The sequence below is a fragment of the Peribacillus sp. Aquil_B1 genome (assembly GCF_022603275.1).
GTDB lineage: Bacteria > Bacillota > Bacilli > Bacillales > DSM-1321 > Peribacillus.
In genome coordinates this window covers 1,561,340-1,586,860 of the sequence record NZ_JAKXEE010000001.1, presented here as the reverse complement: position 1 = coordinate 1,586,860, position 25,521 = coordinate 1,561,340, and the positions used below count along the sequence as shown (strand labels likewise).

Below are 25,521 nucleotides of genomic sequence, written 5' to 3'. Positions count from 1 at the left end.
CATCTACTCCCTCAACATCAATTGGAACGGACCTTCGCCGACTTTTATCGTTTTTTTAATATCGACTGTTTCAGCATCCATTACATACACTTCATCACTATCATATCCCGCTACGACCACATCTTCATTGAAGTTCGCCATTTCAAAGGGGTTGACGCCGACCACTTTGCTTTTCACTTCCTCATATTGATCATTCAATTTATATAAGGAGCTTGTACCATGACTAAGGACAAATATGCCTTCAGCATTCTCAAGGAACTTTATCGGCATGGTGGGGGCCTTCAGCTTCTTCTTCAACTCTCCTGTTCTTGCCGAATAAATATATAGATCTTCTTCCACTTTGTCCCCATCACCGTGTCCTCCGATCCATATTTCATCCTTTTCTTCCCTTAATAATGTGCCAGTGCTGGAACTATGTACGGGAAATTCGAAATCGACCTTTCTCGTTTCAAGATTTATTACTGAACATTTGGTATCACCAAAATTAATAACATACAAACGATTCGCTTGCTCTCCTTGAAGAACGGTCAAGGGGCTTTTACCTACCTTGACAATATCCTGTTCCTCCCCATCAGCATTTAAAAAATAAATGGAATGATTCGCTTGATTGACCGCCACGATGCTTTTTCCATCACGTAACAACTGCATATTGACGATTCCTTTCCCAATTTCCCAACTGTTTATCAGTTTTCCTGCCGATAATGAGTAAACTTGGACTTTTTTCATCTCTTTTCCATAAAGCAGGATAGTATCTTTGTCGGCCAGGAGCAGGGCTCCGGTAAATGGTTCTGAAATATCCCATTTTGCAAATGGATGATAGTTTTCATCTATAAAAGTCAAAGAAGTATCCTTGATATTGACCGTCGCCAGGAAAGATTCACTTTTATTGATTTTAGTAAATGCATGACCGCTATTACACCCAGTAAGCAGTACGATGGCAAGAAAAAGCCCAATGCCCCACTTCATATTTTAAGCTCCTTATTCATTAAATATCTATTTTTTATAAATTTTAACAATGATTTGTGAAAAAAGTATGAAGCGGAAAAGAATATTTGCCAACAAGCATCCGTATCATAATCTTTCCAATTCAGTGATATAGAGCATGACGATCGCATTTTTCATTTCTTCCGAAAGCGAAGATTCCATCACACGTTTAATGCAGAGGTAAAATTTCTCCAATACTGGTTTTCGGGCACGGGGATGGGCATTTTCATCCAAAAGCTCACGGCGGATGAGTTCCGTCAACACTTCCCTTCCTCCTCCATCGGTCACCTTACGATTGTTCCATATGCTTAAATAAGCCACCAGTAATTCTTCTTGCCTGATATTTTCTTTCATAGTATCCCTTCCATCCATTACTAATTCATACATATTATTGATCAAGTTCGTAAAGACTACCTTAATAATACGATCACGCTTTTTAAAATTCAAAAAAGGAGTGAGTACAGTGTCTCAAGTATACCGCTGTCCGAATTGCCGGACAAATAAATCTCGCTTCAATCTCATTCAGCAAGTAGCAACCCCTGTTAAAAAGGATCCGCAATCCGGTGAGATTGTTGAACAATATTCGAACGATTCCCTTCAGCCGTTCCATCTAGCATATAATGGTCCTGAAGTTCGGGTGCAATGTGCTGCGTGCGGATTAATCGAAGACGAAAAGACATTTGCCGCCTTCGGAATGCAAGAATAAAAATGGTCAGACCCAGAAATGGGTCTGACCATTTTTTCAATCTTTTCCCACCGACATCTTAGCCCGGTCTATGGCAATTGGAATGGCTTTTCCATCCTCATATCCTTCATCCAATAATGCATTCGCGATTTCTATAGCCTTTTCCCTGACATCTTTATCTAGATTTTTCATCGAATTTGGGTAATCGTTCTTATTCCATGGCATTAATACCGCCTCCTTGATAAGAAAGTCTTCTTATATGATTCCCTTCTTATATGGGCGGTAAACGTTTATCGTGCCGCTCTCGCTTCCAAAGCTTTCAATTGACCGATCAACATTTCCTCATCCAACTTTTCCCCGATCATGACGATATTCAATGGCATTTTCATCATTTCATTCATATACATCGGCATTCCGTAGGAGTATTGAAATAAATGGGGGTATTGTGAATGTGTAAAGGAAATGTATCCTTTCATTCTATATACCGTTTCCGGCAGGGACCTAAGCCACTCTTCAAAGTCGGTTTGTGCCACGGCACCTTCAAAGGTATGAACGACTGCAGTTAAATGCAAATGGTCATGTACATCAAGCTTTTGATGGCCATTTTGCCGATTTCTTTGCATCCCTTGCAATGATTTCAAGGAAACGTCTGCATACTCCGTCAATAAACATACAGCATCCGTATTCAGCGCCTGTATCGTATATATCAGCTGTGCGGCCTCCATCTCTCTTACTAAATCCGCTTTATTCATTAAAATGAAATCGGCATGGTGAATTTGCTCGGCAAGCAGCTGTCGAAGCTGCGGAGACAGTTCCTCGCGATCGCGCCACCTTAATAAATCGACTACCGTGATAATCCCTTTATACTCCAGCCTTTTGGCGAAAATCGGCGACATGATGCCATCCAATACTTCAACTGGATGGGCAGCACCCGTCGTTTCAATATAAACCGCATCCAGGTCATTTTCTGTTAGCAATTCATGAAGCTGAACCTCCAGTTTATCTTGAATTGTGCAACAGATGCACCCGTCAAACAACTCCTTCAGAGGCACTTCATCACCAATGAGTCCGCTGTCAACCGATACACTGCCGAGCTCATTTAAAAGCACGGCCACTTTTCTGCCCGCGTCACTTTCCTGCTTTAATATATTTCGAAGAAGCGTCGTTTTCCCGCTGCCGAGAAAGCCGCCCAATATGTATACTTCGGTTGTATTCATTCTTATCTGCTCCTATAATCCGGTTAAATTCGATTCGGTTAAATTTTATCATACTTATCTTACTAACGCACTTGCCGGATCCAAATAAAAAAACCAGCCCTTAAGCTGGTTTCAGACATAGACAAATTCGAAGAAAACCGAGGTCGACTGCAGTTTTTTATTTAGAATCGTTCCAGTCGATTTCAGAGATCCGCTCCCTTTCCGCCGACTGTCTTCCCTCCTCGCCGCAAGCGTCTGTGGGCTCTAGGCTAGTCTCGACAAATTGAACTCAGCCCTTAAGCTGGTTTTTCAACATTGATTCATGCTTGGACTTCGTCTTTTTCGTAAATCGGCACCCATCCTGCCGCTGTAACGAAAATGCGGACAGCAACAGTTTTCCTATCCTCTGCAAGCGTGAAATAATGTCTTGTTGATTCTGGAACGCTAATAAGATCTCCTGGATTAAGGCGCACATCAAACCACTGTTTATCTTTGCCTTCAATGGCAAAGATACTCGTTCCGCCTGCTATGAAACGCACTTCATCATCTTCATGGTGATGTTCCTGCTTAAAGTTTTCAAGCATTTGATCCAAGTTCGGATTCGCATCGGATAATGTAATGACATCATGCGCTTTATAGCCTCTTCTTTCGGAGATTTCCGTTATCTCTGATTGGAATGCTACAAGGATTTCCTCCTTGTCAGCATCTGTTAAATCGTATTTTTCCACCAGATGGGCCGGTAATTTAGAAATGTCCCATTGCTCATAAATAACCCCTTGTGTTTCTAAAAATCCTTTTACCTGTTCACCGTTTTCAATAACCTCGTTTGTTTCATGGAATCTGATTGTCGCCATCATTCATTCCTCCTCTATGAGTGTTTATGTTAAAGAACCTGCAAACGCCTTTTGTTGATTAAGCAACAGTTGATATTGAAATAAAAATTCGCAAGCTTCAAGTATTCTCTTTGCTTCGAGTCCGCTTTTACCCCAAACCGTAATACCATGATTGCGGATCAGCACGGCGCCAGAGTCTTCTTCGACATGTGGCTCGAACTTATCGGATAACAGCGGAATGTCAGCATGATTATATATGATTGGTATCCGAAGTTCCGAATCTTCATCCCACCGCCCGGTCGCTTTAATGATTTCATGATTACGAAAAGAAACTTGACCTTCTTCTCCGTACAATTCGGAAATCACATTATTTTCAACCGTATGGACATGGAGTACACAGTTCGCATTCGTTTTTCGGTAAATGACTGTATGAAGTAAAGTTTCGGCCGATGGTCTTAGGTTCGTTTCTTCAACCGGTTTTCCTTTTATATCCACCAGTAAAAAGTCCGAATCCGTTTGCTTCCTTTTATCCTTACCGCTTGCCGTAATATAAAAATAAGGGCTTTTGGGCTCCCGAATGGACAAGTTCCCGCTAGTACCCATAAACCAATCCCTTTCGGCCAGTTCAGCTTTAATATCTGCCAGCTCCTGCCATTCCTTAGAATGATTGTTCACGCTTTAACCACCTCCTGCTGCTTTAAAATATCAATGACATCAAAAAACGTTTCAAATCCTTGATGTGGAATCCCTTCCCTATCGCATTTTTCAAGCAGTATATCACGGGCTATGACAAAATCCGCCTGTTTGGCAGCTTCAAAATCCGTTACTGAATCTCCAATAACGAATGTAAAATCTCCCGCACCCGCAATTTCCCTCATAATGGATGGCTTGCAGCAACCGCAATCATTATTACATTGATCATCACAAGCATGTGGCCACTCAATATAAATCTTTTCCTTATCAAAAAATGCATGGTTGCAATAAACGGACTCTGTTGGCAAGATATCATTTAAAAGCGGTGCAATGAAAAAATCCATGCCCCCGCTTACAATATATAAAGGGATGTTAACTTGTTTCGTAAACTCAACGAATTCATAAAACCCTGGACGAATGCCAGCCGACTTTCTTACATATTGGATGATTTCATCTTTCAAGCCGCTATCAAGCAGGGAAAACATATCCCCTACACCTGAAGATATACTGATTTTTTGCTGAAGGACACCGTCTTTCAACGCTTCCCATTCCGGAGGCGCAAATTTCTTCATGATGGAAATGATATTATCCGTGTTAGTGATCGTTCCGTCAAAATCACAAAAGATGATCGGTTTCATTATTTCTTATAGGCCTCCCCATAACACAAGAGCTTTTTTTAGTGTTTCATCCTCAGCAGCCGCTTCAGATAGGTCCTTTCCTGCCAGTACGGCTTCCACAGCAGAACGGAAAGCCTTTGCCCCGCCCTCTGCTCCATCAGGATGCCCGTGAATTCCACCTCCGGCATTAATCACACTATCGATTCCAAAATCCTTGATTAAGTCCGGAACCATGCCCGGATGAATGCCAGCAGAAGGAACAGGGAAGGCTTTTTTCCATGAAAGTTCATCTTTTGTCAGAGCTTCAGCAATCGCCAAAGTCTCCTTTTTTTCAAGTGCGACATTTCCATAAGGGGACGGGAACAAGGATAAATCCGCACCTGATAACCTTACTAATTTACCAAGCAATAATGGATAGCCGACCCCATAAAATGATGAGGCTGCCAATGCCCCGCTATATGCAGGGTGCGCCATGATCGGCAGCTTGATACGATCATGTTCACTCAAGGCCTGCAATACATCCAAACCATATGTATGAACGTTGAACAACAAGGCATCCGCCCCTGCATCAGCCGCTTGCTCTGCCTTATCCAATAATTCGAATGTTTTCCCTGATAGATTGACAGCATATAAAGTTCGGTGGCCAGTGGTTTCATAGACATCATTCAATATTCTTTTTCCCGATTTTATTCTATCGAAAAATGGAGTCAGTTCCTGGTCGAAGAGGATCTCATCGTCTTTAACTAGGTCGACACCCCCTAATGCTTGTTGCCTCAGTTGCTCATTATGAAATGTCAGGTCTCTTCCTAATATACCTTTAAAGATGCTCATCACTAGTGGCCGGTTAAATACGCCAACCTTTTTCCTAATGCCTTCAATGCCAAATTGCGGCCCGGGAAAGTCTTTTTGAATATCACCGACAAAATCCAAGTCGATAAGTTTTATTTCTCCGTCCAATGAAAGTTTGCCGAAGACCGTCGTGAGGATTGCAGGTAAATCATTGGAGAAATTCCTTGCCGGATAGGCAATTTTAATAAGCGAACGGTATATTTTACGATTAAAGTAGCTGTTTGCCCTCTCTTCTTCAGAAAGCGGTGTCACCGATACGACGCGTCCCTTATTTTTTTCCAGTTGTTTCTGGACCAAATGGGGCAGGTCCGTCCATGTCCCGACAGTCAATCCTAAGGCAATGCTCTCTGCTTTTTTCTCATGATTTCCCTTAGAATCATGAATTAAATAAGTAGCGACTATCTCGCTCATTTGATCACTCCTATATCACGTTAGTAAACTCTCGATGTCATTAACCTGAAATGGTCTCAAAATGGCAAAAGCCCCTTCATAAAGAAGAGGCTTTAAAAAGCCATCTTCTTATCTCCCAGCCATTGGCTGCAAGAATTAGCACCGTGCCTTGTGGATTTCAAGAAAAATCCGGCGAAGAATTCCGCCCCATTTTACAATGGAATTACGGTCGGTTGCTGGGCTTCATAGGGCTAGTCCCTCCACCTGCTCAAAATAAGAAAACGCTGATATATAAATTTGCATCCAAGTATCGAAAGATTAAGAATTTATTTTGTATTCTGACAGGTAATTCCTACTTTGTCAATAAGTTTTAACTATTTAAGGGTGAATTAATCGGATTTATCATTGTGGTTAAAATATTTTTAATCTACTTATCCGTTCCACAGCCTCTTTCAGCCGTTCTTCCGAAGTCAGCAGCCCTACCCTGACGTATCCTTCGCCAAATTCACCAAATCCATTCCCTGCAGCAACAGCAACATGGGCATGCGTTAATAAATAGTCTGCAAAAGTCTCGGACGTAAAACCTTTAGGTACCTTGAGCCAGGCAAAAAATGATGCCGCAGGAGCTTTGACATCCCAGCCGATTGCCCTCAATCCCTCAATGAAAACATTCCTTCGCCCCTCGTACATCTGCACTAACTGCTCTACACAGGTCTGCGAGTCAAGCAAAGCGCTTGCCGCAGCTTCTTGTATCGCCGGGAAGAGACTCACATAAAGATGGTCTTGTAATAGTTCAAGAGCTTCTATGACACTTTTATTCCCCACTGCGAAGCCGACTCTCCACCCTGCCATATTGTATGTTTTCGATAGTGTGTATATTTCTATTCCTATTTCCTTCGCTCCCTCTGACTGGAGAAAGCTTATCGGTTTTTTCCCGTCGAATCCTATCGCCCCATAGGCGAAGTCGTGGACCACACAAATGGAATGCTCTTTTGCAAAAGAGACGGTCTCATCAAAGAAACTTTCAGTTGCAGAAGCACCTGTGGGATTGTTCGGATAGTTCAAGAACATCATTTTGGCTTTATCAAGTACTTCTTTATGTATGTCACTGTATTTTGGAAGAAAATCATTTTCTTCTGTCAAGGGCATGAATTCGGTCTTTGCCTGGGCTAAAACAACACCGGAAAGATAATCCGGATAGCCGGGATCCGGAACAAGGATCGTATCACCCGGATTCAATAAACATTGCGGCAGTTCGACAAGACCTGCCTTTCCCCCGAAGAGAATCGCCACTTCACTTTTCGGATCCAGCTTGACACCGTATTCACTTTCATAAAAGACGGCAGCAGCGTCTTTTAAATATTGATGCCCCCGGAATGGCGAATATTTATGATTAATCGTTTTTTCAGCGGCAGACTGCAAACTTTTCACGATATGGTCCGGTGTCGGCTGATCAGGGTTTCCCTGGCCTAAATTGATGACATCATGACCCTGCTCCGTGATGGCATTGACTTTTGCGACAAGTGAGGCAAAAAACTGCTTGGGCAGGTCCTGAAGCTGTCCGGATTTTTCGAATTGCACCATTTATACACCTTCTCTGAAATTTCTTGAAATTCTAGTCACAAATGATATATGTTTATCATAGTCTTGTAAAGCATTTTTTACATGTGGGGGTTTTAAACGATGAAGTGGAAAATAGCTTGTATTCAAATGGATATAGCATTCGGGCAACCTGATATCAATTTTCAGGTTGCGGAACAATGGTTGGAAAAAGCAGCACGGTCAGTACCCGATATCATCATTTTACCAGAGCTTTGGACAACCGGATACGACTTAAGCAGGTTAAATGAGATTGCTGATCAAGAGGCGGAAAAAACGATTGAATTTCTTAAAACACAGGCAAGGAAACACGAGATTCACATCGTAGGCGGTTCCATTGCGAAAAAAACGAGCAAGGGAATCTATAACACCATGATAATCATCGATAAACAGGGAAATCTCATAAAAGAATATGATAAGCTTCACTTATTTCAGTTAATGGATGAACATCATTTCCTGAAGCCAGGAGAAAAAGATGGTTTATTTACACTTGATGAAAAAATATGTGCTGGTTTCATTTGTTATGACATCCGTTTCCCTGAATGGCAACGAGCCCATACCGCTAAAGGCGCCGAAGTTCTATTCGTTACGGCTGAATGGCCAAAGCCAAGACTCGATCATTGGAGAGCCTTATTGATTAGCCGTGCCATCGAGAACCAAGCCTATGTTGTAGCCGTTAATCGTTCAGGCTCTGATGTCAATAATATCTTTGCCGGTCATTCCTTGATTATTGATCCTTGGGGGAATATCATAAGTGAAGCCGGAGAAGGAAACGAACTCCTGACAGGCACCTTGGACTTCAATAAAGTTACGGAAGCACGTAACAAAATACCTGTATTCGAAGATCGCCGTCCTGATTTTTATTAATTTACCCATTGACAAACTATTTAAAAAGTTGATATTATTTTCCCGAAGATTAAAATTTCAGAAAACATTTACTCTTATCAAGAGCAGGCTGAGGGATAAAGGCCCTATGAAGCCCAGCAACCGACTGTAATACCATTGTGAAATGGGGCGGATTCACCGCCGGATTATAAAATCCACAGAGCACGGTGCTAATTCCACCAGAATTCATTTTCTGGAAGATAAGAGGTCCGAAGCCAAAACTTCTGCCTCTTTCTATATGAAAGAGGCTTTTTTATTCTTATTTTGAATCCGGAGGGGAAAAGAATGACTCAAAACCATTCAAATTTTAAGAGATTGACAAACGAAACAGCCATAACCCTTGCAAAAAAACTTGGGTTGGTCAATGCGGATGCAAGTTTAACATGTATAGAAATCGGCGATGGAAACTTAAATTATGTTTTTCATATTACAGATACAGTCACAAATAAAGGGATTATAATGAAACAAGCGGTCCCTTATGCCAAGGTACTTGGTGAGAGCTGGCCGCTGACTTTGAAAAGAGCTGCCATTGAAGCGAATGCGTTGATTCATTTCAGAAGTTATTGCCCAGAATTCGTACCGCAAGTCTATTATTCTGATGAACAGCTTGCCATCACGGTCATGGAGGATTTATCGCACTTGAAAATCGTTAGAACAGGATTGATCGAAGGAGATTCCTATCCATTGCTTTCACAGCATATTGGTGAATATGTGGCGAAAACGGCATTTTATACATCCGATTATCATTTAGAACCCTCTGCGAAAAAGGAAGTGGCCCGCCATTTCACGAATCCCGAACTCTGCAAAATCACTGAAGTCTTTATTTTCACTGATCCATTTTTTGAGGAACTCCCGGGAGATTTCGAGGTGGAATTGACTGATGCCGCCAAAAATATATGGAATGATAAAGAAGTGATTCTTGAGGTCGCTAAGCTGAAACAAAGCTTTGAAACCGAGCAGGAAGCCTTGCTTCATGGAGATTTACATACTGGAAGTATATTTGCAAGTGAAACTGAAACAAAGGTTATCGATCCGGAATTCGCTTTTTATGGTCCAGTTGGTTTTGACCTGGGTCAATACACCGCCAACCTTCTCTTTCAGGCAGTCACACGTAATAGCGTTGGAAAGGAAGAGATTTACACACACCTTAATGAATTTTGGAAGGTCTTTGAAGAAACTTATTCCGAATTATGGGAAGGCCAAAATAAAAGCCCATTTCGCCATGTGAAAGGTTATCTGCCTTATTTACTGACAAAATTCAAAAAAGATGCATTCGGCTTTGCCGGCTGTGAACTGATTCGGCGAACCATCGGACTTTCCCATGTTGCCGATTTAAATGTCATTGAAGATAAAGAAACAAGGATCGCTGCCAAAACGGCAACATTGGAAATTGGTGCTTTTTTAATTAAAAAACGGGGAGAATTGGATGTTCCAGCTGTCATTGAAGCGTTGAAGCAACGTACACTGCCATCTTATTCAACCATTTAAAAGGAGACCTGCACATGACAACACTAGCACCATTACCTTATTCGGTACAATGGGCTGATACCCATATTACATTATTAAATCAACAAGCCCTTCCTTCCATAACTGAATTTATTGAACTTCATTCTGTTGATGATGTATATGACAGCATTTTGACATTAAAAGTTCGCGGAGCCCCAGCAATTGGACTGACTGCAGCATTTGGTGTTGCACTTGGTGCAAAACAGGAAACAACCGCTGAATTAGCGGAATTCAAAAAGAATGTAGCGAAGCATATTGAAAAACTCGCCTCTTCACGGCCAACTGCTGTCAACCTTTTTTGGGCGTTAAGGAGGATGGAAAATACTCTGCAAGCCGCGCAAAGCATTTCAACTGCCAAGGAAGCACTTGTATCGGAGGCTAAAGCCATCTTTGCCGAAGATGAAGAAATGTGCAGGAAAATCGGGGAACATGGTTTATCCTTATTCACTAGAGGAGATTCCATTCTAACGCATTGCAACGCTGGGGGAATCGCCACGGCTCGATATGGCACAGCCTTGGCTCCCTTCCACCTGGCTAAAGAAAAAGACTTTCCGCTAAAAGTGTATGCATGTGAAACCAGGCCTGTCCTGCAAGGAGCGCGTTTGACTGCCTGGGAATTGATGCAAGCGGGGATTGATGTCACATTAATTTCTGATAATATGGCTGCCCATACGATTCACCAGAAAGGAATAAATGGTATCATTGTCGGTGCCGACAGAATTGCGGCTAATGGAGATACAGCCAATAAAATCGGGACATTGGGCTTGGCCATATTAGCCAAGCACTTTGGTATCCCTTTTTACGTGGCCGCTCCATCAACCACATTCGACCTTACTCTCGAGTCCGGCACTTCCATCCCGATCGAAGAACGGAATGAAGCGGAAATCACCTTCATTCAAGGTGTTAGGATCGCTCCCGAAAACGTGAAGACTTTCAATCCAGCCTTTGACGTTACACCGAATCATCTAATTACAAGCATCATTACCGAAAATGGCGTTATAACACCGGATTTCATTAAAAATATTCCGCTTTTCGTTAAATGATCCAGGTTGCTTTATTGATAATAAAAAACGAGAAGGATTTCGTATCCCTCTCGTTTTTGTGATTATTCTTGCGAGGTCCATAATACAATTTTTATTTTTTTGAAAAGAACTCCTGAAGTGCCTTCTTATTTTTAGTGTAGTCCATTTCCAAAACGGCTCCGGACTGGGGATATATTTCATCGTTAAAGCTTCCTTCCACTGGAACCCTTAAGGTTTCGACGGTGTCCGGTGTATGGAAGACGGCTTTTGGACCCATTTCCATTATTGTTTTCAGTCCAATATCTGTATCCAAGTATGAGAGTCCTTGTTCGATTATACTAGGAAGGGCTGCCATCCCTTCGAAGGATGAGATTTGATTTATAAACGCTGTTTTTAATTGAACCATTACTTCTTGTTGACGCTCAACCCTCCCAAAATCACTTTCATCGTCATGTCTAAAACGGACATATTTCAAGATTTCCTCCCCATGTAAAACATTTTTACCGACGCTTGCTTGAATGCTCATATCATCAATGATTTCCTGGTCCACATTCACCGCTAATCCCTCAGGTGCAAGTAAATCGACCATCTTCACGAATCCCTGGAAGTCAATTACCGCTACATGATCAACTTTGACATCGAAATTTTCCTGTATGGTTTTCTTGAGAAGTTCCCTTCCACCATAATAATAAGCTGCATTTATTTTGTTATATCCTGATTTAATCCCAGGGATTTTTACATAACTATCACGCATAATCGAGGCCAGCTTCAATTTTTCCTGCTCAGGAAAATATTTTGCCAGTATAATCGCATCTGATCGAGATTTTTCCTCTCCCCTTGTATCAACACCAATTAACAGAAATGTTTTCACGCTTTCCTGGTTCTCTTCTTTGGTTAGTTTTTTTTCCGTACCTGCATTTCCATTTTGTTTGGGTAAAGGGGCATAAGTGCAGCCTGCCAGAATCAAGATCAATAGATATATGAACAATACCTTTTCTTTCATTACCTCACCTCATCGGAAAATTACCCCTATTTTCTGCCTAATATTGGAATACTATGCACGAAACGACAAAAAAGGCCTGCCAACGATAATCGCTGACAGGCTTTTCGGGCAAAATCATTTATTGATTTCTTTCTTTAATACTTCTACCGCTTTTTTCACTTGCGTATCATTCTTAAGGATTTTCTCCTGGATGACCTGCATCAATTTCACGGTAGTATCATCTTTAATGGTGCCAGTTTCTTTAATTTTTTGTTCCCTTTGGAATGCTGTTACCGCATTCGCGGTTGCTTCATCAAAGAATCCATCTATCTTACCCGGGTCATGGCCTGCTTCCTTCAGCATCTCTTCAGCAGCTTTCACTTCACTCGAAGAATCGGATGCTTTCAATTCCTTGTCCGGCGAAATGTACGGAAGGCTGGCATAATCAGGAAGCTTCACAGTAATATCCGGCTTGATTCCTTTTTTATGAATCCAATTACCTTCAGGAGTCAACCATTTAGCTGCCGTATATTTGAAGTTAGATCCATCTTTAAAGTCTTCGGCAGTCTGAACTGTCCCTTTCCCAAATGACTTGACACCAATCAATGGAATGTCCGCAGATTCACTGACAGCCGCTGCAACGATTTCAGAAGCACTGGCACTTCCGTCATCAATCAACACGGCAACGGGGATTTTCAGTTCTCCATCATTCTCCGATTTATAGACTTGTTTTTTCCCGCTGCGCTCCTCAACTTGAAGGACCACTTCCCCATTAGGTATGAACAGGCTTGCCATTTCTATTGCTTGGTCAAGCAGTCCCCCCGGGTTTCCCCGCAAATCCAATACGAGACCCTTCATATCCTTCTTGGACATTTCTTCAAGCGCCGTTTTCAGCTCTTGGACTGTATGTTCGGAAAAACTGGTCACTTGAATTTTTGCAACTCCATCATCAAGCATTTCCGCATAAACCGTCTCAATCGGAATTGTGTCCCGTTTAATGGTGAGCTCAATCGGTTCCGACTCACCAGCTCTTGAGATGGATAGATCCACTTTCGTACCCTTCTCGCCCCTGATTTTCAGGACTGCTTCAGAGGAGCTTAGCCCTTCAACGCTTTTACCGTCCACACTTAAAATGATATCATTCGGCTTTACCCCTGCTTTTTCTGCTGGGGATCCTTTTATCGGTGAGACGACCATGATTTGTCCATCCTGCTCCTGAATCTCAGCACCGATTCCTTCAAAAGATGAAGAGATGCTTTCATGGAAACTCGATGCTTCCTTTTTATCCATATAAGCAGAGTAGGGATCATCCAATGATTTGATCATTCCATTAATTGCGCCGTCAACCAGCTTTTCTTCATCAACCTCTTCATAATAGTTATCTTTTATCTTATCGTATGTAGTATACAGCTTTTCAAATTCCGCATGCTTATCCGGTGCTAATGACTCTACTTTTTCATCTCCAAAGGTCAAGGCTATTGTAGTAATCCCTGCAGTTAGAAATATGACTAAGAAAATCCCCATAATGAACGTAAACTTCTTTATTTTAATGAATTTCCCTGCCTCTTTTGGCTGTTTTTGATTTTCTTCTTCCACTGAAGCCTCACCACTTTCATTCTTCATGACGATATAAACGATTTCTTTCTATTTTAACAGCTTTCATGACAATCGAAAAATAATTGTTATCAAAATTAACAACTTATGATCATATGTATTATTTACCCTTTCGGAAATGTTAAATCATAGAGAAAGCTCCATGGACTACAGGGGTTTATTGACATTAAAAAAATGGGGCTACCAAGGAATAACTAACTGTCATCATACAGCTTCACTTATTCCTGGTCACCCGCCTGTCATTTACATCCAATTATCAGTCCTGGATAGCTGCTTCCAATGCCACTTCAACCATTTCATTAAAGGTTGACTGGCGCTCATCCGCCGATGTTTCCTCACCAGTTAAAATGTGATCGGAAATGGTTAATACAGATAATGCTTGGCGGCCAAATTTAGCTGCAAGCGTGTATAGCGCTGCTGATTCCATTTCTATTGCTAGTATTTGGTATTTTGCCCATTTTTCCAAATCACTATTATCATTATAAAACTGATCGGCCGTAAATACATTACCGACCTTCAATTGCAAGCTCTTCGCTGTGCCGGCGTCATAAGCTTTTCTTAGTAATTCGAAATCCGCCGTTGGGGCAAAGTCCACCCCGCCGAAAGTCATGCGGTTCATTTGGGAATCTGTGGAAGCACTCATTGCAAGGATTACATCCCTGACTTTTACGTCCTTCTGAATCGCTCCTGCAGTTCCCACACGAATCAGCTTCTGGACATTATAGCTATTCATCAATTCATTCACGTAAATCGAAATGGATGGGACACCCATGCCTGTACCTTGTACAGAAATTCGTTTCCCTTTATATGTCCCTGTATATCCAAACATGTTACGAACTTCATTATAAAGTTTAGCATCCTCTAAAAATGTTTCAGCAATATATTTTGCACGCAACGGGTCCCCAGGAAGTAAGACCGTTTCCGCAATTTCATTTTCTTTTGCACCAATATGTACGCTCATACGACTATGTCCTCCTTAACTTGTGGTTGAAATGATATTCAAAAACTACTATACCATATCAACCACAAGTTAGGAAAATCGAACCTTATCCTAGAACTTGAAAAAGATAAGGAAACTGGAAGTCATGAAAAGAACTTTGGCACCCTTCCTTTAAACCGCAACAAAACGGCGGAGGTCCGCCGTCTTTTTTTTAGTTTTATAAAATTAAGGGATAGGAAGCTGTTAACCGTCTTATGACCGGTTACTCATCGACTTCTTCATCAATTATGCACTTTTCAAGAAGATATTCGAATGTGATGTCAGCAAGATCTTCAACTTCAGCTTCTGTTGGAAGATAGCCCCGTCTTATCAATTCTTGAAAAAAGAATTCCGCTATCTCTTCTGTATCAATAAAAACCTCAATTTCTCGCAAATCATCGCCCCCTTATTTAAAGGTCTATGAATGTGTAGAGACAAATATACCAGTAAGGCATCCCATTATGGAAAATCATTTGAAGGGCCTATATTTATCATGATCCATCCGTATTCAATTTGAATGGAAGCTTCTATAGGAAATTGGGAAATTACCCCCTTAAAAAATGCAGGATACCTTTCACTTCGTTTGCTTCTTTTTATGATCTGGATAAATTTCCTCAGCCGCTTTTTCAATTTTAGCAAGGGCGATCTTCATGATGTGACGATATTCATCATCGCCAAAATGTTCGTAGAGCTTACAATAATCATTATATAAATCCAACAGTCCATCAATCATTTCCTTTTTTTCATTTTTTGTCATTGTCATTTCTCGCTCACCTTTACCAGGGTTGTTTTGTTTAGCAATGATAGCAAGCTCATTTTTCTTTTTAGGAAGTAGCAGACCCAACTTTTTAATGATTCCATCTGCACGTTTAGCATCGGCTATCAAAGTCAGTTCTTCCTCATGCGCTTCAAGCCATTCACCATCAGAGATTCTGGATAACTCATAGATTACATCCTCCCAGGCATTTTCCTTATAGCGCCAAATTTCCGTTCGATAGCCGATAATCTTGAAATAATCCTGTTCATACCCATCCACCTGGACCAAGTCACCTAATAAATATTTATATTCAATATCGATTTGTTCTTTTTGATAAAGGATTTCACCTTCATATTCATTTATCGATTGCAATGTTTTTTCGATATAAAGACCTTCACTATAGTTCACTTCATACACATAAGCACCATCGAGAAATTTCACATCGGTTATATTCCCGACTGTCCCATACATTGTTATTACGACTGTATCGCCTAATTTAAATTTTGGCTGTTTTTTTTTGCCCATAAGAGACATCCCCCAATATGGTCCTTATCGTTTGATTAGTAAATTATATGCACAAACAAACATGGAGGTTAATGGAAAAGAGAGGGCATTTTGCTCATTTAGCTAAGTAACCGGCCCATTTATTAAATAGCACTACAACCAAAAACCGCCTCATTTAATGAGACGGTTCACAGTGGGAATAATGAGCGTCACTTTGGTTCCTTCGTCGCGGACGCTCTCAATTTGGAATTTCCCTTTTAATTCCTCCATTATCTGAATGCACGTCGCCACACCTAATCCGTTTCCATCCGGTTTGGTGGTATAAAAGGGCATGCCGATATTTTTTAAATTCTCGGGACTGATGCCTTTCCCATCATCGCTGATCACTAATCTTACATAATGGGACACGGAAGTATGATGCAGTTCAATCTGTCCCCTTGCTTCAAGGGCTTCACAAGAATTATTCAATACATTCAAGAGAACCTGCCTTAATCGGTTCCTGTCTGAATAAACAACGACAGAATGTGTCACTTTATTAATTAGTCTTACATGAGAACTCGGAATTGAAGGGATATAGGTAGCTATAATTTCTTCAAGGAAATCCTTTAAATCGATTTTCTCCCATTCCAGTTGATGCGGTTTTGCTAAATCAAGAAGTTGTGTCACGAATACATTAACCCGATCCACTTCATGGAGCATGACATCACTATATTTTTCTATTAATGTTTTATCATGATCCTGGCTCTTCAATAATTGGAAAAATCCCTTTATTGTCGTCATCGGGTTCCTGATTTCATGTGCGACACCGGCAGCAAGCTGGCCGACATATTTCAATTTTTCCGTACGGACGATTTCCTTTTCACGATCTTCTATCGTTTCCATCATTCTTAGAAAGGCAAGGTTCAATTTTTCCATTTCCTCGAAGCTTCTTTTGTCGGAAATGATGAATTCCTTTCCTCCAATGAAATCCTCTGTCGCTTCGACAAGTTCTTGAACTGGCCGCACAAGGGTCTTTGTTAGTAAATAGACAGCCAGAATGATAGAAACAAAAACGATGCTGTAGATTGTCAGATACCGTGTTAAAAGGTCATTCAAAGGCTGAAACACTTGTTTCTTATCTGCACCCACAACAACAAACCATTTATGCTCCGTCTTTGCAATCGTATGGACAGGCTGGATGGAATATATTTTTTCCCCATTCTCTGCACTATACAATTCATCCGATAACGAAGCTTCCATCAGTTTATCTTTCGTTAATCCCATTTCTTTCAAGGCAGAGTCGTGCATGACTCCATGCGGGTCTTTTTTCGAAATCATGATGCCTTCTTGATTGATCATGAAAAAGTTCACTGGGTATTTATCGCTAATTTCATTAGCCTTTTTCTCCATCATCTCCCAAAGTCCTTCCAATCGGAAAGCTGGAGATACGACACCGATCATTTTCCCTGCCTGATCATATACCGGCGCACTCAGAGCTATTATCGGTTCTGAGAAAGCCCGGGTTTTATAAACGTCAGAAAGGAATTCATGACCTTCTATGGCCTCTTTGAACCATATTCTCTGCGCGAGGTTATCCCCGATCATTTTATTGGATGTATCTGCAATGACATTGCCTTTCATATCCAAATGCAAGACACCGTAATAATTTCCTTTTGCATCGATAATCTTTTTTAGTTCCTCTGACTTCTCTTCTTTTGAATGGCCAGGATTGATGATTACCGAATTTGCGCTCATTAACTTCACATCACTGATCCGCTCGTTCAAATAGCTATATGTTTCATTTACAATATTCAGTGAACCTGCATTCAGGGCGTTTTTTGCTTCCTTCTCAAGGAGGGACCGTTGTGATCCATAGGATATAATTCCCAATATCAGAAGAGGAACACTTGCAATAAGTAATGAATAAAGCAAAATTCGGGTTTGAAGGCTTTTAAGCATCCTTCCGATCCTCCCTATTCCTGATCTCCTAATAAGAGCCCTTCTTCTATTTGGACATACTGTTCCCATGCTTGATCGAATAGTGACATACTATCGAGATAGTCCGCATTCAATTCTAAATAACTGCTCAGTTCATTATAATCAGTCGATTGTTTTGGGAAGCCATGATCCTCATAGGCATGATTGGCAAATTTAGTGATTGCATCAATTTCCTTTGGTTGTCGAAATTTCATTAAATATAAATAAAATGGTCTCATGATGTTGAGCCCCCCCTAAAATAACTATGATTTCTGCTTTAATATATCGGAAACTTTCGCTTCCGTCCACTTTTTTAAAAAGAATTTGGTCTATTCTTCCTCGCTTTATAGAAATCCACGTTTTTTCATCCAAAAAAACATTCATTTTCTTACGGAATTACACTTAAATACCGTATATTAATCCCGTCCATTTTAGATGGAAATTCTTTTTTATTTTATACGTTTTTCATGATTCGAAAAAGGAACGTAGTGCTTCATTCTTGCTCAACCCGCTTTTTCAAACAAATGCACTTCAAAAACCTTATTATTTTCATTATCTGAAATGGAAAATCCCCTTCATCTAAGATGGAAATAGTGGTTTACACTAATTCTGTCCAAATGGGGGGATTTATTCATTCATATATGGAAATGTAAATGCATCCTGCCGCTAAAAATCAAAGTAGTTACGTTTCAACAGCCTTTTCATGTTCATTAGCTCACTATACGTCGTTTGTTTTTCAAGCTGTTTCGAATCAATTAAAAATAGTTGATTTTCAATTTCCTTCACTATTTCATCACTTTGAAAAAGCGCATCGCAACTCTCACAATGAGATGAGGGGGTCTCCGTAATTTCAACTGCCCTCGTACCATCCGGCAGTTCCCAATACACAGTCCCATTTACTGATGCAAGCTTCCCTTTCTCACACCATGGACACGTCTCCATGCTATTCATCTCCCTTAGGCGTGCTCTTTTTTTGCTGTGCCTGGAATTTCTTTTCTTTTAACAAATCCCGCTTTTCACGTTGGTTTTTCAATGAAGCATGCTCTGGGTTGGTCACGTAATTTTCCCGTCGATTCATTCGCTTCAGTCCTTCAGGCACTAAATTGAATTGCTTGTCGTTCATTAAACCTGATACACCTATATCTGATTGTTTTTCTTCCATATCAGGATATACCCCTTTGAAGTAATCATCTGCAAGTCCTGGTGTATATTGCTCAGGTTCGGGATATGTGGTTATCACACCTTCAAAATTGCGCAGCACCGTTTTTGTTGGAGATTGTGAAAGGATATAATTCGGCTGAAGCGTGATTTTCCCTCCCCCTCCTGGAGCATCGACGACGAAGGTAGGTACAGCATACCCGGATGTATGGCCTCGGAGCCCCTCGATGATTTCTATGCCTTTTGAAATGGGAGCCCTGAAGTGACCGATGCCTTCCGACAGATCGCACTGATAAATATAGTAGGGACGGACACGAATCTTAACAAGGTCATGCATCAGCTTTTTCATGATTGCGACACTGTCATTGATCCCCGCTAAAATAACCGCCTGGTTGCCCACAGGTACACCTGCATCGGCAAGCATCTCACATGCTTTCTTTGACTCCTCGGTAATTTCAATCGAGGTATTGAAATGAGTATTCAGCCAAACCGGATGATATTTTTTTAATATGGTGCATAAATTTTCGGTGATTCTTTGAGGAAAAACAACCGGAGCCCGCGTACCTATCCTGATTATCTCAACATGAGGAATTTCCCTTAAGTTTTTGAGGATATATTCAAGGATCGTATCATTGATCAATAATCCGTCCCCGCCTGAAATAAGGACATCCCGCACTGCCGGTGTGTCACGTATATAACCGATTGCAGCGTCCAATTGTTTTTTGGGCACGCCCATGCCAATTTGTCCTGAAAAGCGTCTTCTCGTACAATAACGGCAGTACATGGAGCACTGATTCGTCACCAAAAAAAGAACGCGATCCGGATATCTATGGGTCAGTCCCGGCACTGGGGAGTCCTCATCCTCATGAAGGGGGTCTTCCATGTCATATTTGGTTTTATGCATTTCTTCCGAGATTGGGACCGATTGCATTCTGATTGGACACCTTGGGTCATCTTTATTCATTAACGAAGCATAGTAGGGGGTGATATTCAATGGAATGGTTTTTGTGGAAATCCTCACACCTTCCTCTTCATCCGGAGTCAGGTTTATCACTTTCTTCAAATCATCAACAGTTCGGATCGTATTCGTAAGCTGCCACAGCCAGTTGTTCCATTGTTCTTCGGTTACATCTTTCCATAGCTCTATATCTTTCCAATTGCGATCTGGCTTATATAAGTCAAATAACATGGTTATACCTCCTGAGTCATGATAGTAGTATTAAATGCAAGATGGGTGCCAAAATGACCCAATAATTCAAAAGCCCATAAAAAAAAACCGGACTGCAGGCAGGCATCCGGATTGTTTCCATTCAAATATGCTTTTTAATTTTATATTGCAAGGTCTGTCTTGGAATTTGCAAGAGCTTCGAGGCCTGGAAAACGTTGCCGTTCGTTTGAAGAAGGGCCTCGGTAATCAATTTTGTTTCCATCTCAATCATGGCCTCGCGAAGCGGAAGTATTTTTTTAGATGGGGTGCGCTTTTTTAAAGACTGGGGCAAATCTGCAAGGTTCAAAACATCATCCTCCGTATGGTTCATCATGAATTCTACGGTATGTTTAAGCTCCCTTACATTACCAGGCCAATGATATTCCCGAAAGAAAACCTTTGTCTGCTCATCCACGCCTTTTATGGACAATCCTAATTTACTGTTAAATATGGATATGAAATGTTCAGTAAGAAGCTCTATATCATCAATCCGCTCCCTTAGAGGGGGCAGCTCGTAGCTCAATACGTTCAATCGGTAAAATAAATCGGGCCTTAGTTCGTTATCCGATACCGCCTTTTTCGGATCTACATTCATCGCTGCCATGATCCTCACATCCACCTGTACACTCTTTGTACCGCCTATCCTCCTTATGAACCCATCTTCGAGCACACGCAAAAGCTTTGCCTGCAAGTCAATCGGCATCGATTGCAATTCATCCAAAAACAAGGTTCCGCCATTGGCCAATTCAAACAGTCCCTGGCGTTCCACAGCACCAGTGTAGCTTCCTTTAGCGGTACCGAATAGTAGCGATTCCAATAAATTTTCTGGTAAGGCTGCACAATTTTGCGCGATGAATGGTTCTTTACTCCGGCTCGAACCCTGGTGTATGCTTTGAACAAAAAGCTCTTTTCCTACACCGCTTTCCCCATAAACCAATACCGATGAGGAGGAGCGGGCAGCCTTTTTCCCTTGTGAGATCAGACCTTTGAATCCAGCATCAATAGTCAGGATTTCAGTGAAAGAATATAATCCACCGGTTCCGGGCTTTTTCCTTTCAGGACTTTTGATCGTCTTGAGCGAGCTTTCCAGGTCTGCTAATCTTTCAGATAATTGCTTCAAGCTTGAATAATCCTTGGCAATCTCTATAGCTCCTATCATAAACCCATCTACATATATGGGGAGCGTCGTGTTTAACGTCTCAATGATTCGCCCATGTGCATTTACATACGATTGGCTATAGTTGTAGATTGGTTTTTCAGATTTAATGACCCGAAGCAATGTCGATGATTTGTGATTCAAAGAAGGGAAGGCTTCAAGCAACGGTTTCCCAAGCACCTCACTTCTTTTCATCCCATCATGATTGGCCGCCACTTCGTTATAAAAGATGGTCTGTCCTTTTGGATCTATCACATGAATGCCTTCATCAATGGTTTCTAATATTGCTTCCAACACTTCACTTGTATTAAAAAATTCACTTGGCAAGATATCCCTCCTCAAGACCTTCTTGCTAGATGTATATGAGGAAATGCCAAAAACTTGTCAGTGTACCGCCTAAAATTGAGCATTCAAGTGAAATTTTTCACCCAAAGATTCATGTCTTCCAGTTTATCGAAGATGTAACAGTTATTGGCCAAACGTCCGCGGTACGAGTATCCATGCTGATGCAATGCAGCATTCATGCCGAATGAGAGCGACCTGGCAATCGAAAAAATACAATAAACCCCATGAGAAATAAGATATTCTTCAAGCGCGGAAATCAAGTGTTTCATCAAGCCGTACTGCCGATGTTCCGGCAATGTCGCACAATCGGTGATTTCTGCATTATGGTAAAAGGAATCAATTTCTGCTGAAGCAGCACTGACAATCCTGTCTCCATGGACATAAATGTAAAAAACCGTTCCCTTTTCCATGCACTTTTTCACATATAGCGGATCATTCATCGGTGTGGGATACACTTTAAAAACCTCCCCATACAATCGGGCCAGTTGAGGTGCATCGGTAACTTCCGCTTTACGCCCTTGATAGGCTGACGGCGGGTTATCTAATCCTGATTTTATCGGCAGCCTCTGTACATCGGTAAGGATTTGATCTTCCTTTTCCCATTCTGCACTATTGCGCCTTGCATTCAGGTTATATTTAACAAGGAAGAAACAATCGCTTCCCAAAAAGAATTTATCGATGCTTCCTTCATATAGAAAGCCTTGGGCAAGCAATGACAGAACGTTTTCCTTGCGTGACTTGAAGATGATTTTTTCTGCTGAAATGTCTTTAGCCACCTTTAAAGATTCCTCCACGCAATCTTGAAAATGACCTAGATAATCATCAACCCTGATTCGCTTATTAAAATGGTCGATCGTAATATGTATGGTGCACCTTGGCTTTTGAATTCTTTTTTCAATGATTCCAGCCTCCATTTGTCCGCTCCTTTCACATCTTCGAAAATTGTTGCGAAAGGCCTGACCCTTCCTGGAATCAGACCTTGGGAAAAATGATTATTCCTGGTCCACCCCACACCATTCCATCATGGTCAATGCGATGATTTCCGCAACCTCCATCATTTTATCCACCTCTATATATTCGTTCGAATCATGGGCCATCTTCGTTTCCCCTGGTCCAAACACAACTACGGGGGTAGAGCCAACTGATGAAAGATACCCTCCGTCCGTCGCCCAAGGGGACGCTTCGACAAGCGGTTCCTCCGCTACCACTTTTTCATAATATGTGCCAATTGTCTTCATGAGCGGATGATCTATTTCGAGATTGCCAGGCAGCCATCTGGCCCCAAACCATTCTAATTCAATCGGTTTTTCTTTAAACCATGCATCACTCCGGTTTAAAGCATCTATTCGCTCCATCAGCGACTTTTGTGCTTCTTCCATGGTTTCTGTCGGGGCTATACCGAATCTACCTTCCAGAACGGCTGTATCCGGCACGGAGGAAGGCCAATTCCCGCTTTGAATGCTACCTATGTTGATTGGAATGGGGATAGGGACATTTTTATAGAGTGAATGACGGAGTGACTCATTCCGTTGTTGTTCAAGCAACTTGATTTCTTTCATTACACCAACCGCTTTATCTATTGCACTGACTCCTTCATACCTTGTGCCTCCATGTGCAGACTTGCCTTTTATTTTCAGTCGAAACCACATCGAACCTTGCTGTAAAGGGAATAGTTTCATATTTGTAGGCTCTGGAATGATTGCACCATCAGCTTTGTACCCCCGCAAGACTGCCGCAAGTGTGCCGGCACCACCGCTTTCTTCTTCAATCACACTCTGGAATATCACATCCCCCTTCAATTTGATTCCGGATTCGACGATCGCTTCAATGGCCAGCAATAAAGATACATTGCCGCCCTTCATGTCCGTCGTTCCCCGCCCGAAAACTTTCCCGTCAATAAACTTGCCGCTATACGGATCATCGTGCCATGCTGCATGATCTCCTTCAGGAACTACATCAATATGTCCGTTTAAAATAAGGGATCTCCCCTGGCCCGTTCCTCTTTTAATTGCCACAAGATTCGGATTCCCTTTAAAATCCCGGCGGTCGCAATAAAAATGGGGATGTTTTCTTAATTGTTCATCCCCGATTTCCCAAAGATCTATTTCTAGACCAAGTTGTCTGCACTTCTCGACCACTATGGCTTGTGCACTTCCTTCTTGCCCCCTTTTGCTCGGTTCCTGAACCAGTTTTTGCAAAAGCTGAACCCCATTCATCCGATGTTCATTCAACCATGTTCTTATTTTTTCCTCATACATATCCATTCTCCTCTCTCATTCTTTTAAAATATGGATGTTTTCAGAGACGGTAAACGAGGCTTCTGTCCGATTCCTGATTTCCTGAATGCTGGACGTATCAAATACATCAGTTAAAAGGAGGCCCCCCGAAGTTACGGAAAACACGCCTAATTCGGTGATGATCATATGTACGCATTTCTTGGCAGTTAACGGCAGCGTACATTTTTTGACTAATTTAGACATGCCCGCTTTATCATTATGTTCCATCAAGACAATGACCTTTTTGGCCTTTGCAGCCAGCTCCATGGCACCGCCCATGCCTGGCACCCGCTTACCCGGGACAATCCAGTTAGCGAGATCCCCCGCTTGACTTACTTGAAGGGCTCCTAGAATCGTGATATCCACCCTGCCACGCCGTATCATCCCAAATGCAACAGTACTGTCGCAGTAGGAAGCCCCGGCTCTAATGGTGATCGGCAGTCCCCCTGCATTGCAAAGATGTGCATCTTCCTTCCCCGTTTCAGGAGTACTGCCAATTCCGACAAGGCCATTTTCCGCATGAAACATAACTTTATGGTCATTCAAAAGATGATTCGGTACAAGTGAGGGAATGCCAATTCCCAAATTGACCAGCATCCCATCGCTTATTTCTGCTGCTGCGCGTTTCGCTATTCTATTTCTATCTTCTGTTCCCAAACCCATTTCCAATCGACTCCTTTTGATGGAATGATATAATCCACAAAGGCACCCGGAACAATGATATCCTCTGGATCCAAAGAGCCAAGCGGAACGATCTGCATGGCTTCTACTATAGTGATTTGTCCAGCGGCAGCAACGATTGGATTCGTGTTCCGGGCGCTTTTATCAAATATAAGATTTCCATAAGGATCTGCCATTTCTGCGTAAACAATGGCGATATCTGCAGTTAATGCCGGTTCCACCAGATAGTTTTTCTTCCCTAGCTTTACGGTTTGCTTGCCGTCCCGGACGATATCGGCCTCAATTCCAATATCGGTCAATATACCCCCTAAGCCCATCCCTCCGGCCCGGATGCGTTCGACAAGTGTCCCCTGCGGAGAGAACTCCACTTCGAGTTCTCCATTGTTCATTAATAGTCCTGCATTAGGATTGGAACCGATATGGGAAACGATGATCTTTTTCGCTCGGCGTTGCGTGACCAGTTTTCCGATTCCGATATCGGGAAAACCTGTATCGTTCCCAATCAAGGTTAAATCCTTAATGCCTGATTCCAAAATCAGATTGATCAATCCCGGAGGCGTCCCTATGCCACCGAATCCCCCATAGAGGATGGACTGATGATCTTTAAAGTGATGGCGCACATCCTCCAAACGACAAATCTTCTGGAA

26 protein-coding genes, 1 pseudogene and 2 riboswitches are annotated in these 25,521 nt (G+C 41.8%); of the genes and pseudogenes, 4 read left to right on the top strand and 23 right to left on the bottom strand.

From position 1 onward, the window contains the following. Positions 1 to 3: 3 nt before the first annotated feature. Positions 4 to 966: a WD40 repeat domain-containing protein gene (locus MPH60_RS08000; protein ID WP_241593732.1), complete on the bottom strand. Its 963-nt coding sequence runs from the start codon at positions 964 to 966 to the stop codon at positions 4 to 6. Positions 967 to 1,071: 105 nt separating this feature from the next. Beyond that, positions 1,072 to 1,338: a hypothetical protein gene (locus MPH60_RS07995; protein ID WP_241593733.1), complete on the bottom strand. Its 267-nt coding sequence runs from the start codon at positions 1,336 to 1,338 to the stop codon at positions 1,072 to 1,074. A gap of 109 nt (positions 1,339 to 1,447) precedes the next feature. On the opposite strand from MPH60_RS07995, the gene MPH60_RS07990 reads away from it, so the two are divergent. Further along, positions 1,448 to 1,690 (top strand): DNA alkylation repair protein, encoded by a 243-nt coding sequence (locus MPH60_RS07990; protein WP_101225235.1) that lies wholly within the window; start codon positions 1,448 to 1,450, stop codon positions 1,688 to 1,690. A 57-nt stretch (positions 1,691 to 1,747) separates the two neighbouring features. Here MPH60_RS07990 and MPH60_RS07985 read toward each other — a convergent pair. The 7 genes and pseudogenes from MPH60_RS07985 to MPH60_RS07955 all read right to left on the bottom strand — a co-directional run. Beyond that, a pseudogene (locus tag MPH60_RS07985) lies at positions 1,748 to 1,894 on the bottom strand (DUF2188 domain-containing protein); the annotation flags it as partial. A gap of 65 nt (positions 1,895 to 1,959) precedes the next feature. Then, positions 1,960 to 2,886, bottom strand: a complete 927-nt coding sequence (locus MPH60_RS07980; protein ID WP_241593734.1) for a CobW family GTP-binding protein — start codon at positions 2,884 to 2,886, stop codon at positions 1,960 to 1,962. A gap of 299 nt (positions 2,887 to 3,185) precedes the next feature. After that, positions 3,186 to 3,719 carry a cupin domain-containing protein gene (locus MPH60_RS07975; RefSeq protein WP_241594856.1) on the bottom strand — a complete coding sequence of 178 codons (534 nt, stop codon included), beginning with the start codon at positions 3,717 to 3,719 and terminating at the stop codon, positions 3,186 to 3,188. Positions 3,720 to 3,743: 24 nt separating this feature from the next. Further along, complete coding sequence (locus tag MPH60_RS07970) at positions 3,744 to 4,373, bottom strand: methylthioribulose 1-phosphate dehydratase (protein WP_241594855.1); 630 nt, start codon at positions 4,371 to 4,373, stop codon at positions 3,744 to 3,746. After that, the gene (locus MPH60_RS07965; RefSeq protein ID WP_241594854.1) at positions 4,370 to 5,029 is read right to left on the bottom strand and encodes a 2-hydroxy-3-keto-5-methylthiopentenyl-1-phosphate phosphatase; all 660 of its coding nucleotides are present in this window, start codon (positions 5,027 to 5,029) and stop codon (positions 4,370 to 4,372) included. The genes MPH60_RS07970 and MPH60_RS07965 overlap by 4 nt, the downstream gene beginning before the upstream one ends. 6 nt (positions 5,030 to 5,035) lie before the next feature. After that, entirely contained in the window at positions 5,036 to 6,268 is a 1,233-nt protein-coding gene (gene mtnW, locus MPH60_RS07960; RefSeq protein ID WP_241594853.1) for a 2,3-diketo-5-methylthiopentyl-1-phosphate enolase, read from the bottom strand. A gap of 105 nt (positions 6,269 to 6,373) precedes the next feature. Then, positions 6,374 to 6,527, bottom strand: a riboswitch (SAM riboswitch). A 131-nt stretch (positions 6,528 to 6,658) separates the two neighbouring features. After that, positions 6,659 to 7,831 (bottom strand): pyridoxal phosphate-dependent aminotransferase, encoded by a 1,173-nt coding sequence (locus MPH60_RS07955; RefSeq protein WP_245406482.1) that lies wholly within the window; start codon positions 7,829 to 7,831, stop codon positions 6,659 to 6,661. 99 nt (positions 7,832 to 7,930) lie between these two features. On the opposite strand from MPH60_RS07955, the gene MPH60_RS07950 reads away from it, so the two are divergent. The 3 genes from MPH60_RS07950 to mtnA all read left to right on the top strand — a co-directional run bounded on the left by MPH60_RS07950 (position 7,931) and on the right by mtnA (position 11,280). Beyond that, positions 7,931 to 8,713, top strand: a complete 783-nt coding sequence (locus MPH60_RS07950; RefSeq protein WP_241590387.1) for a carbon-nitrogen family hydrolase — start codon at positions 7,931 to 7,933, stop codon at positions 8,711 to 8,713. A gap of 71 nt (positions 8,714 to 8,784) precedes the next feature. Next, a riboswitch (SAM riboswitch) is annotated at positions 8,785 to 8,938 on the top strand. A 78-nt stretch (positions 8,939 to 9,016) separates the two neighbouring features. Then, positions 9,017 to 10,219 (top strand): S-methyl-5-thioribose kinase, encoded by a 1,203-nt coding sequence (mtnK, locus tag MPH60_RS07945; protein ID WP_241590386.1) that lies wholly within the window; start codon positions 9,017 to 9,019, stop codon positions 10,217 to 10,219. A gap of 14 nt (positions 10,220 to 10,233) precedes the next feature. Beyond that, positions 10,234 to 11,280 (top strand): S-methyl-5-thioribose-1-phosphate isomerase, encoded by a 1,047-nt coding sequence (gene mtnA / locus MPH60_RS07940; RefSeq protein ID WP_241590385.1) that lies wholly within the window; start codon positions 10,234 to 10,236, stop codon positions 11,278 to 11,280. A 91-nt stretch (positions 11,281 to 11,371) separates the two neighbouring features. Here the strand turns inward: mtnA and MPH60_RS07935 are convergent, their stop codons facing one another. From MPH60_RS07935 to MPH60_RS07870, 14 genes are all read right to left on the bottom strand, one after another. Next, positions 11,372 to 12,262, bottom strand: a complete 891-nt coding sequence (locus MPH60_RS07935) for an LCP family protein (RefSeq protein WP_241590384.1) — start codon at positions 12,260 to 12,262, stop codon at positions 11,372 to 11,374. A 114-nt stretch (positions 12,263 to 12,376) separates the two neighbouring features. Further along, on the bottom strand, positions 12,377 to 13,864 hold the full coding sequence (locus MPH60_RS07930) for a S41 family peptidase (protein ID WP_245406284.1): 1,488 nt from the start codon (positions 13,862 to 13,864) through the stop codon (positions 12,377 to 12,379). Positions 13,865 to 14,111: 247 nt separating this feature from the next. Continuing rightward, on the bottom strand, positions 14,112 to 14,816 hold the full coding sequence (gene deoD / locus MPH60_RS07925; RefSeq protein WP_241590382.1) for a purine-nucleoside phosphorylase: 705 nt from the start codon (positions 14,814 to 14,816) through the stop codon (positions 14,112 to 14,114). A 241-nt stretch (positions 14,817 to 15,057) separates the two neighbouring features. Then, positions 15,058 to 15,228, bottom strand: a complete 171-nt coding sequence (locus tag MPH60_RS07920) for a YozD family protein (protein WP_064505166.1) — start codon at positions 15,226 to 15,228, stop codon at positions 15,058 to 15,060. Between the two features lie 180 nt (positions 15,229 to 15,408). Then, the gene (locus MPH60_RS07915) at positions 15,409 to 16,116 is read right to left on the bottom strand and encodes a hypothetical protein (protein WP_214750321.1); all 708 of its coding nucleotides are present in this window, start codon (positions 16,114 to 16,116) and stop codon (positions 15,409 to 15,411) included. A 150-nt stretch (positions 16,117 to 16,266) separates the two neighbouring features. Then, positions 16,267 to 18,033 (bottom strand): ATP-binding protein, encoded by a 1,767-nt coding sequence (locus MPH60_RS07910; RefSeq protein ID WP_241590381.1) that lies wholly within the window; start codon positions 18,031 to 18,033, stop codon positions 16,267 to 16,269. A 14-nt stretch (positions 18,034 to 18,047) separates the two neighbouring features. Next, positions 18,048 to 18,290 (bottom strand): YozE family protein, encoded by a 243-nt coding sequence (locus tag MPH60_RS07905; RefSeq protein ID WP_101225334.1) that lies wholly within the window; start codon positions 18,288 to 18,290, stop codon positions 18,048 to 18,050. A 427-nt stretch (positions 18,291 to 18,717) separates the two neighbouring features. Beyond that, positions 18,718 to 18,993: a YokU family protein gene (locus MPH60_RS07900; RefSeq protein WP_241590380.1), complete on the bottom strand. Its 276-nt coding sequence runs from the start codon at positions 18,991 to 18,993 to the stop codon at positions 18,718 to 18,720. A gap of 1 nt (position 18,994) precedes the next feature. Beyond that, positions 18,995 to 20,398, bottom strand: a complete 1,404-nt coding sequence (gene ablA / locus MPH60_RS07895; RefSeq protein ID WP_241590379.1) for a lysine 2,3-aminomutase — start codon at positions 20,396 to 20,398, stop codon at positions 18,995 to 18,997. Between the two features lie 121 nt (positions 20,399 to 20,519). Continuing rightward, positions 20,520 to 21,899: a sigma-54 interaction domain-containing protein gene (locus MPH60_RS07890; protein WP_241590378.1), complete on the bottom strand. Its 1,380-nt coding sequence runs from the start codon at positions 21,897 to 21,899 to the stop codon at positions 20,520 to 20,522. An 83-nt stretch (positions 21,900 to 21,982) separates the two neighbouring features. Then, on the bottom strand, positions 21,983 to 22,831 hold the full coding sequence (gene ablB / locus MPH60_RS07885; RefSeq protein ID WP_241590377.1) for a putative beta-lysine N-acetyltransferase: 849 nt from the start codon (positions 22,829 to 22,831) through the stop codon (positions 21,983 to 21,985). Between the two features lie 78 nt (positions 22,832 to 22,909). Continuing rightward, the gene (locus MPH60_RS07880) at positions 22,910 to 24,181 is read right to left on the bottom strand and encodes a peptidase (RefSeq protein ID WP_241590376.1); all 1,272 of its coding nucleotides are present in this window, start codon (positions 24,179 to 24,181) and stop codon (positions 22,910 to 22,912) included. Positions 24,182 to 24,190: 9 nt separating this feature from the next. After that, positions 24,191 to 24,856: a 3-oxoacid CoA-transferase subunit B gene (locus MPH60_RS07875; protein ID WP_241590375.1), complete on the bottom strand. Its 666-nt coding sequence runs from the start codon at positions 24,854 to 24,856 to the stop codon at positions 24,191 to 24,193. Continuing rightward, complete coding sequence (locus MPH60_RS07870) at positions 24,823 to 25,512, bottom strand: 3-oxoacid CoA-transferase subunit A (protein ID WP_241590405.1); 690 nt, start codon at positions 25,510 to 25,512, stop codon at positions 24,823 to 24,825. Before MPH60_RS07870 ends, MPH60_RS07875 begins: the two co-directional genes overlap by 34 nt. Between the last annotated feature and the right edge of the window lie 9 nt (positions 25,513 to 25,521).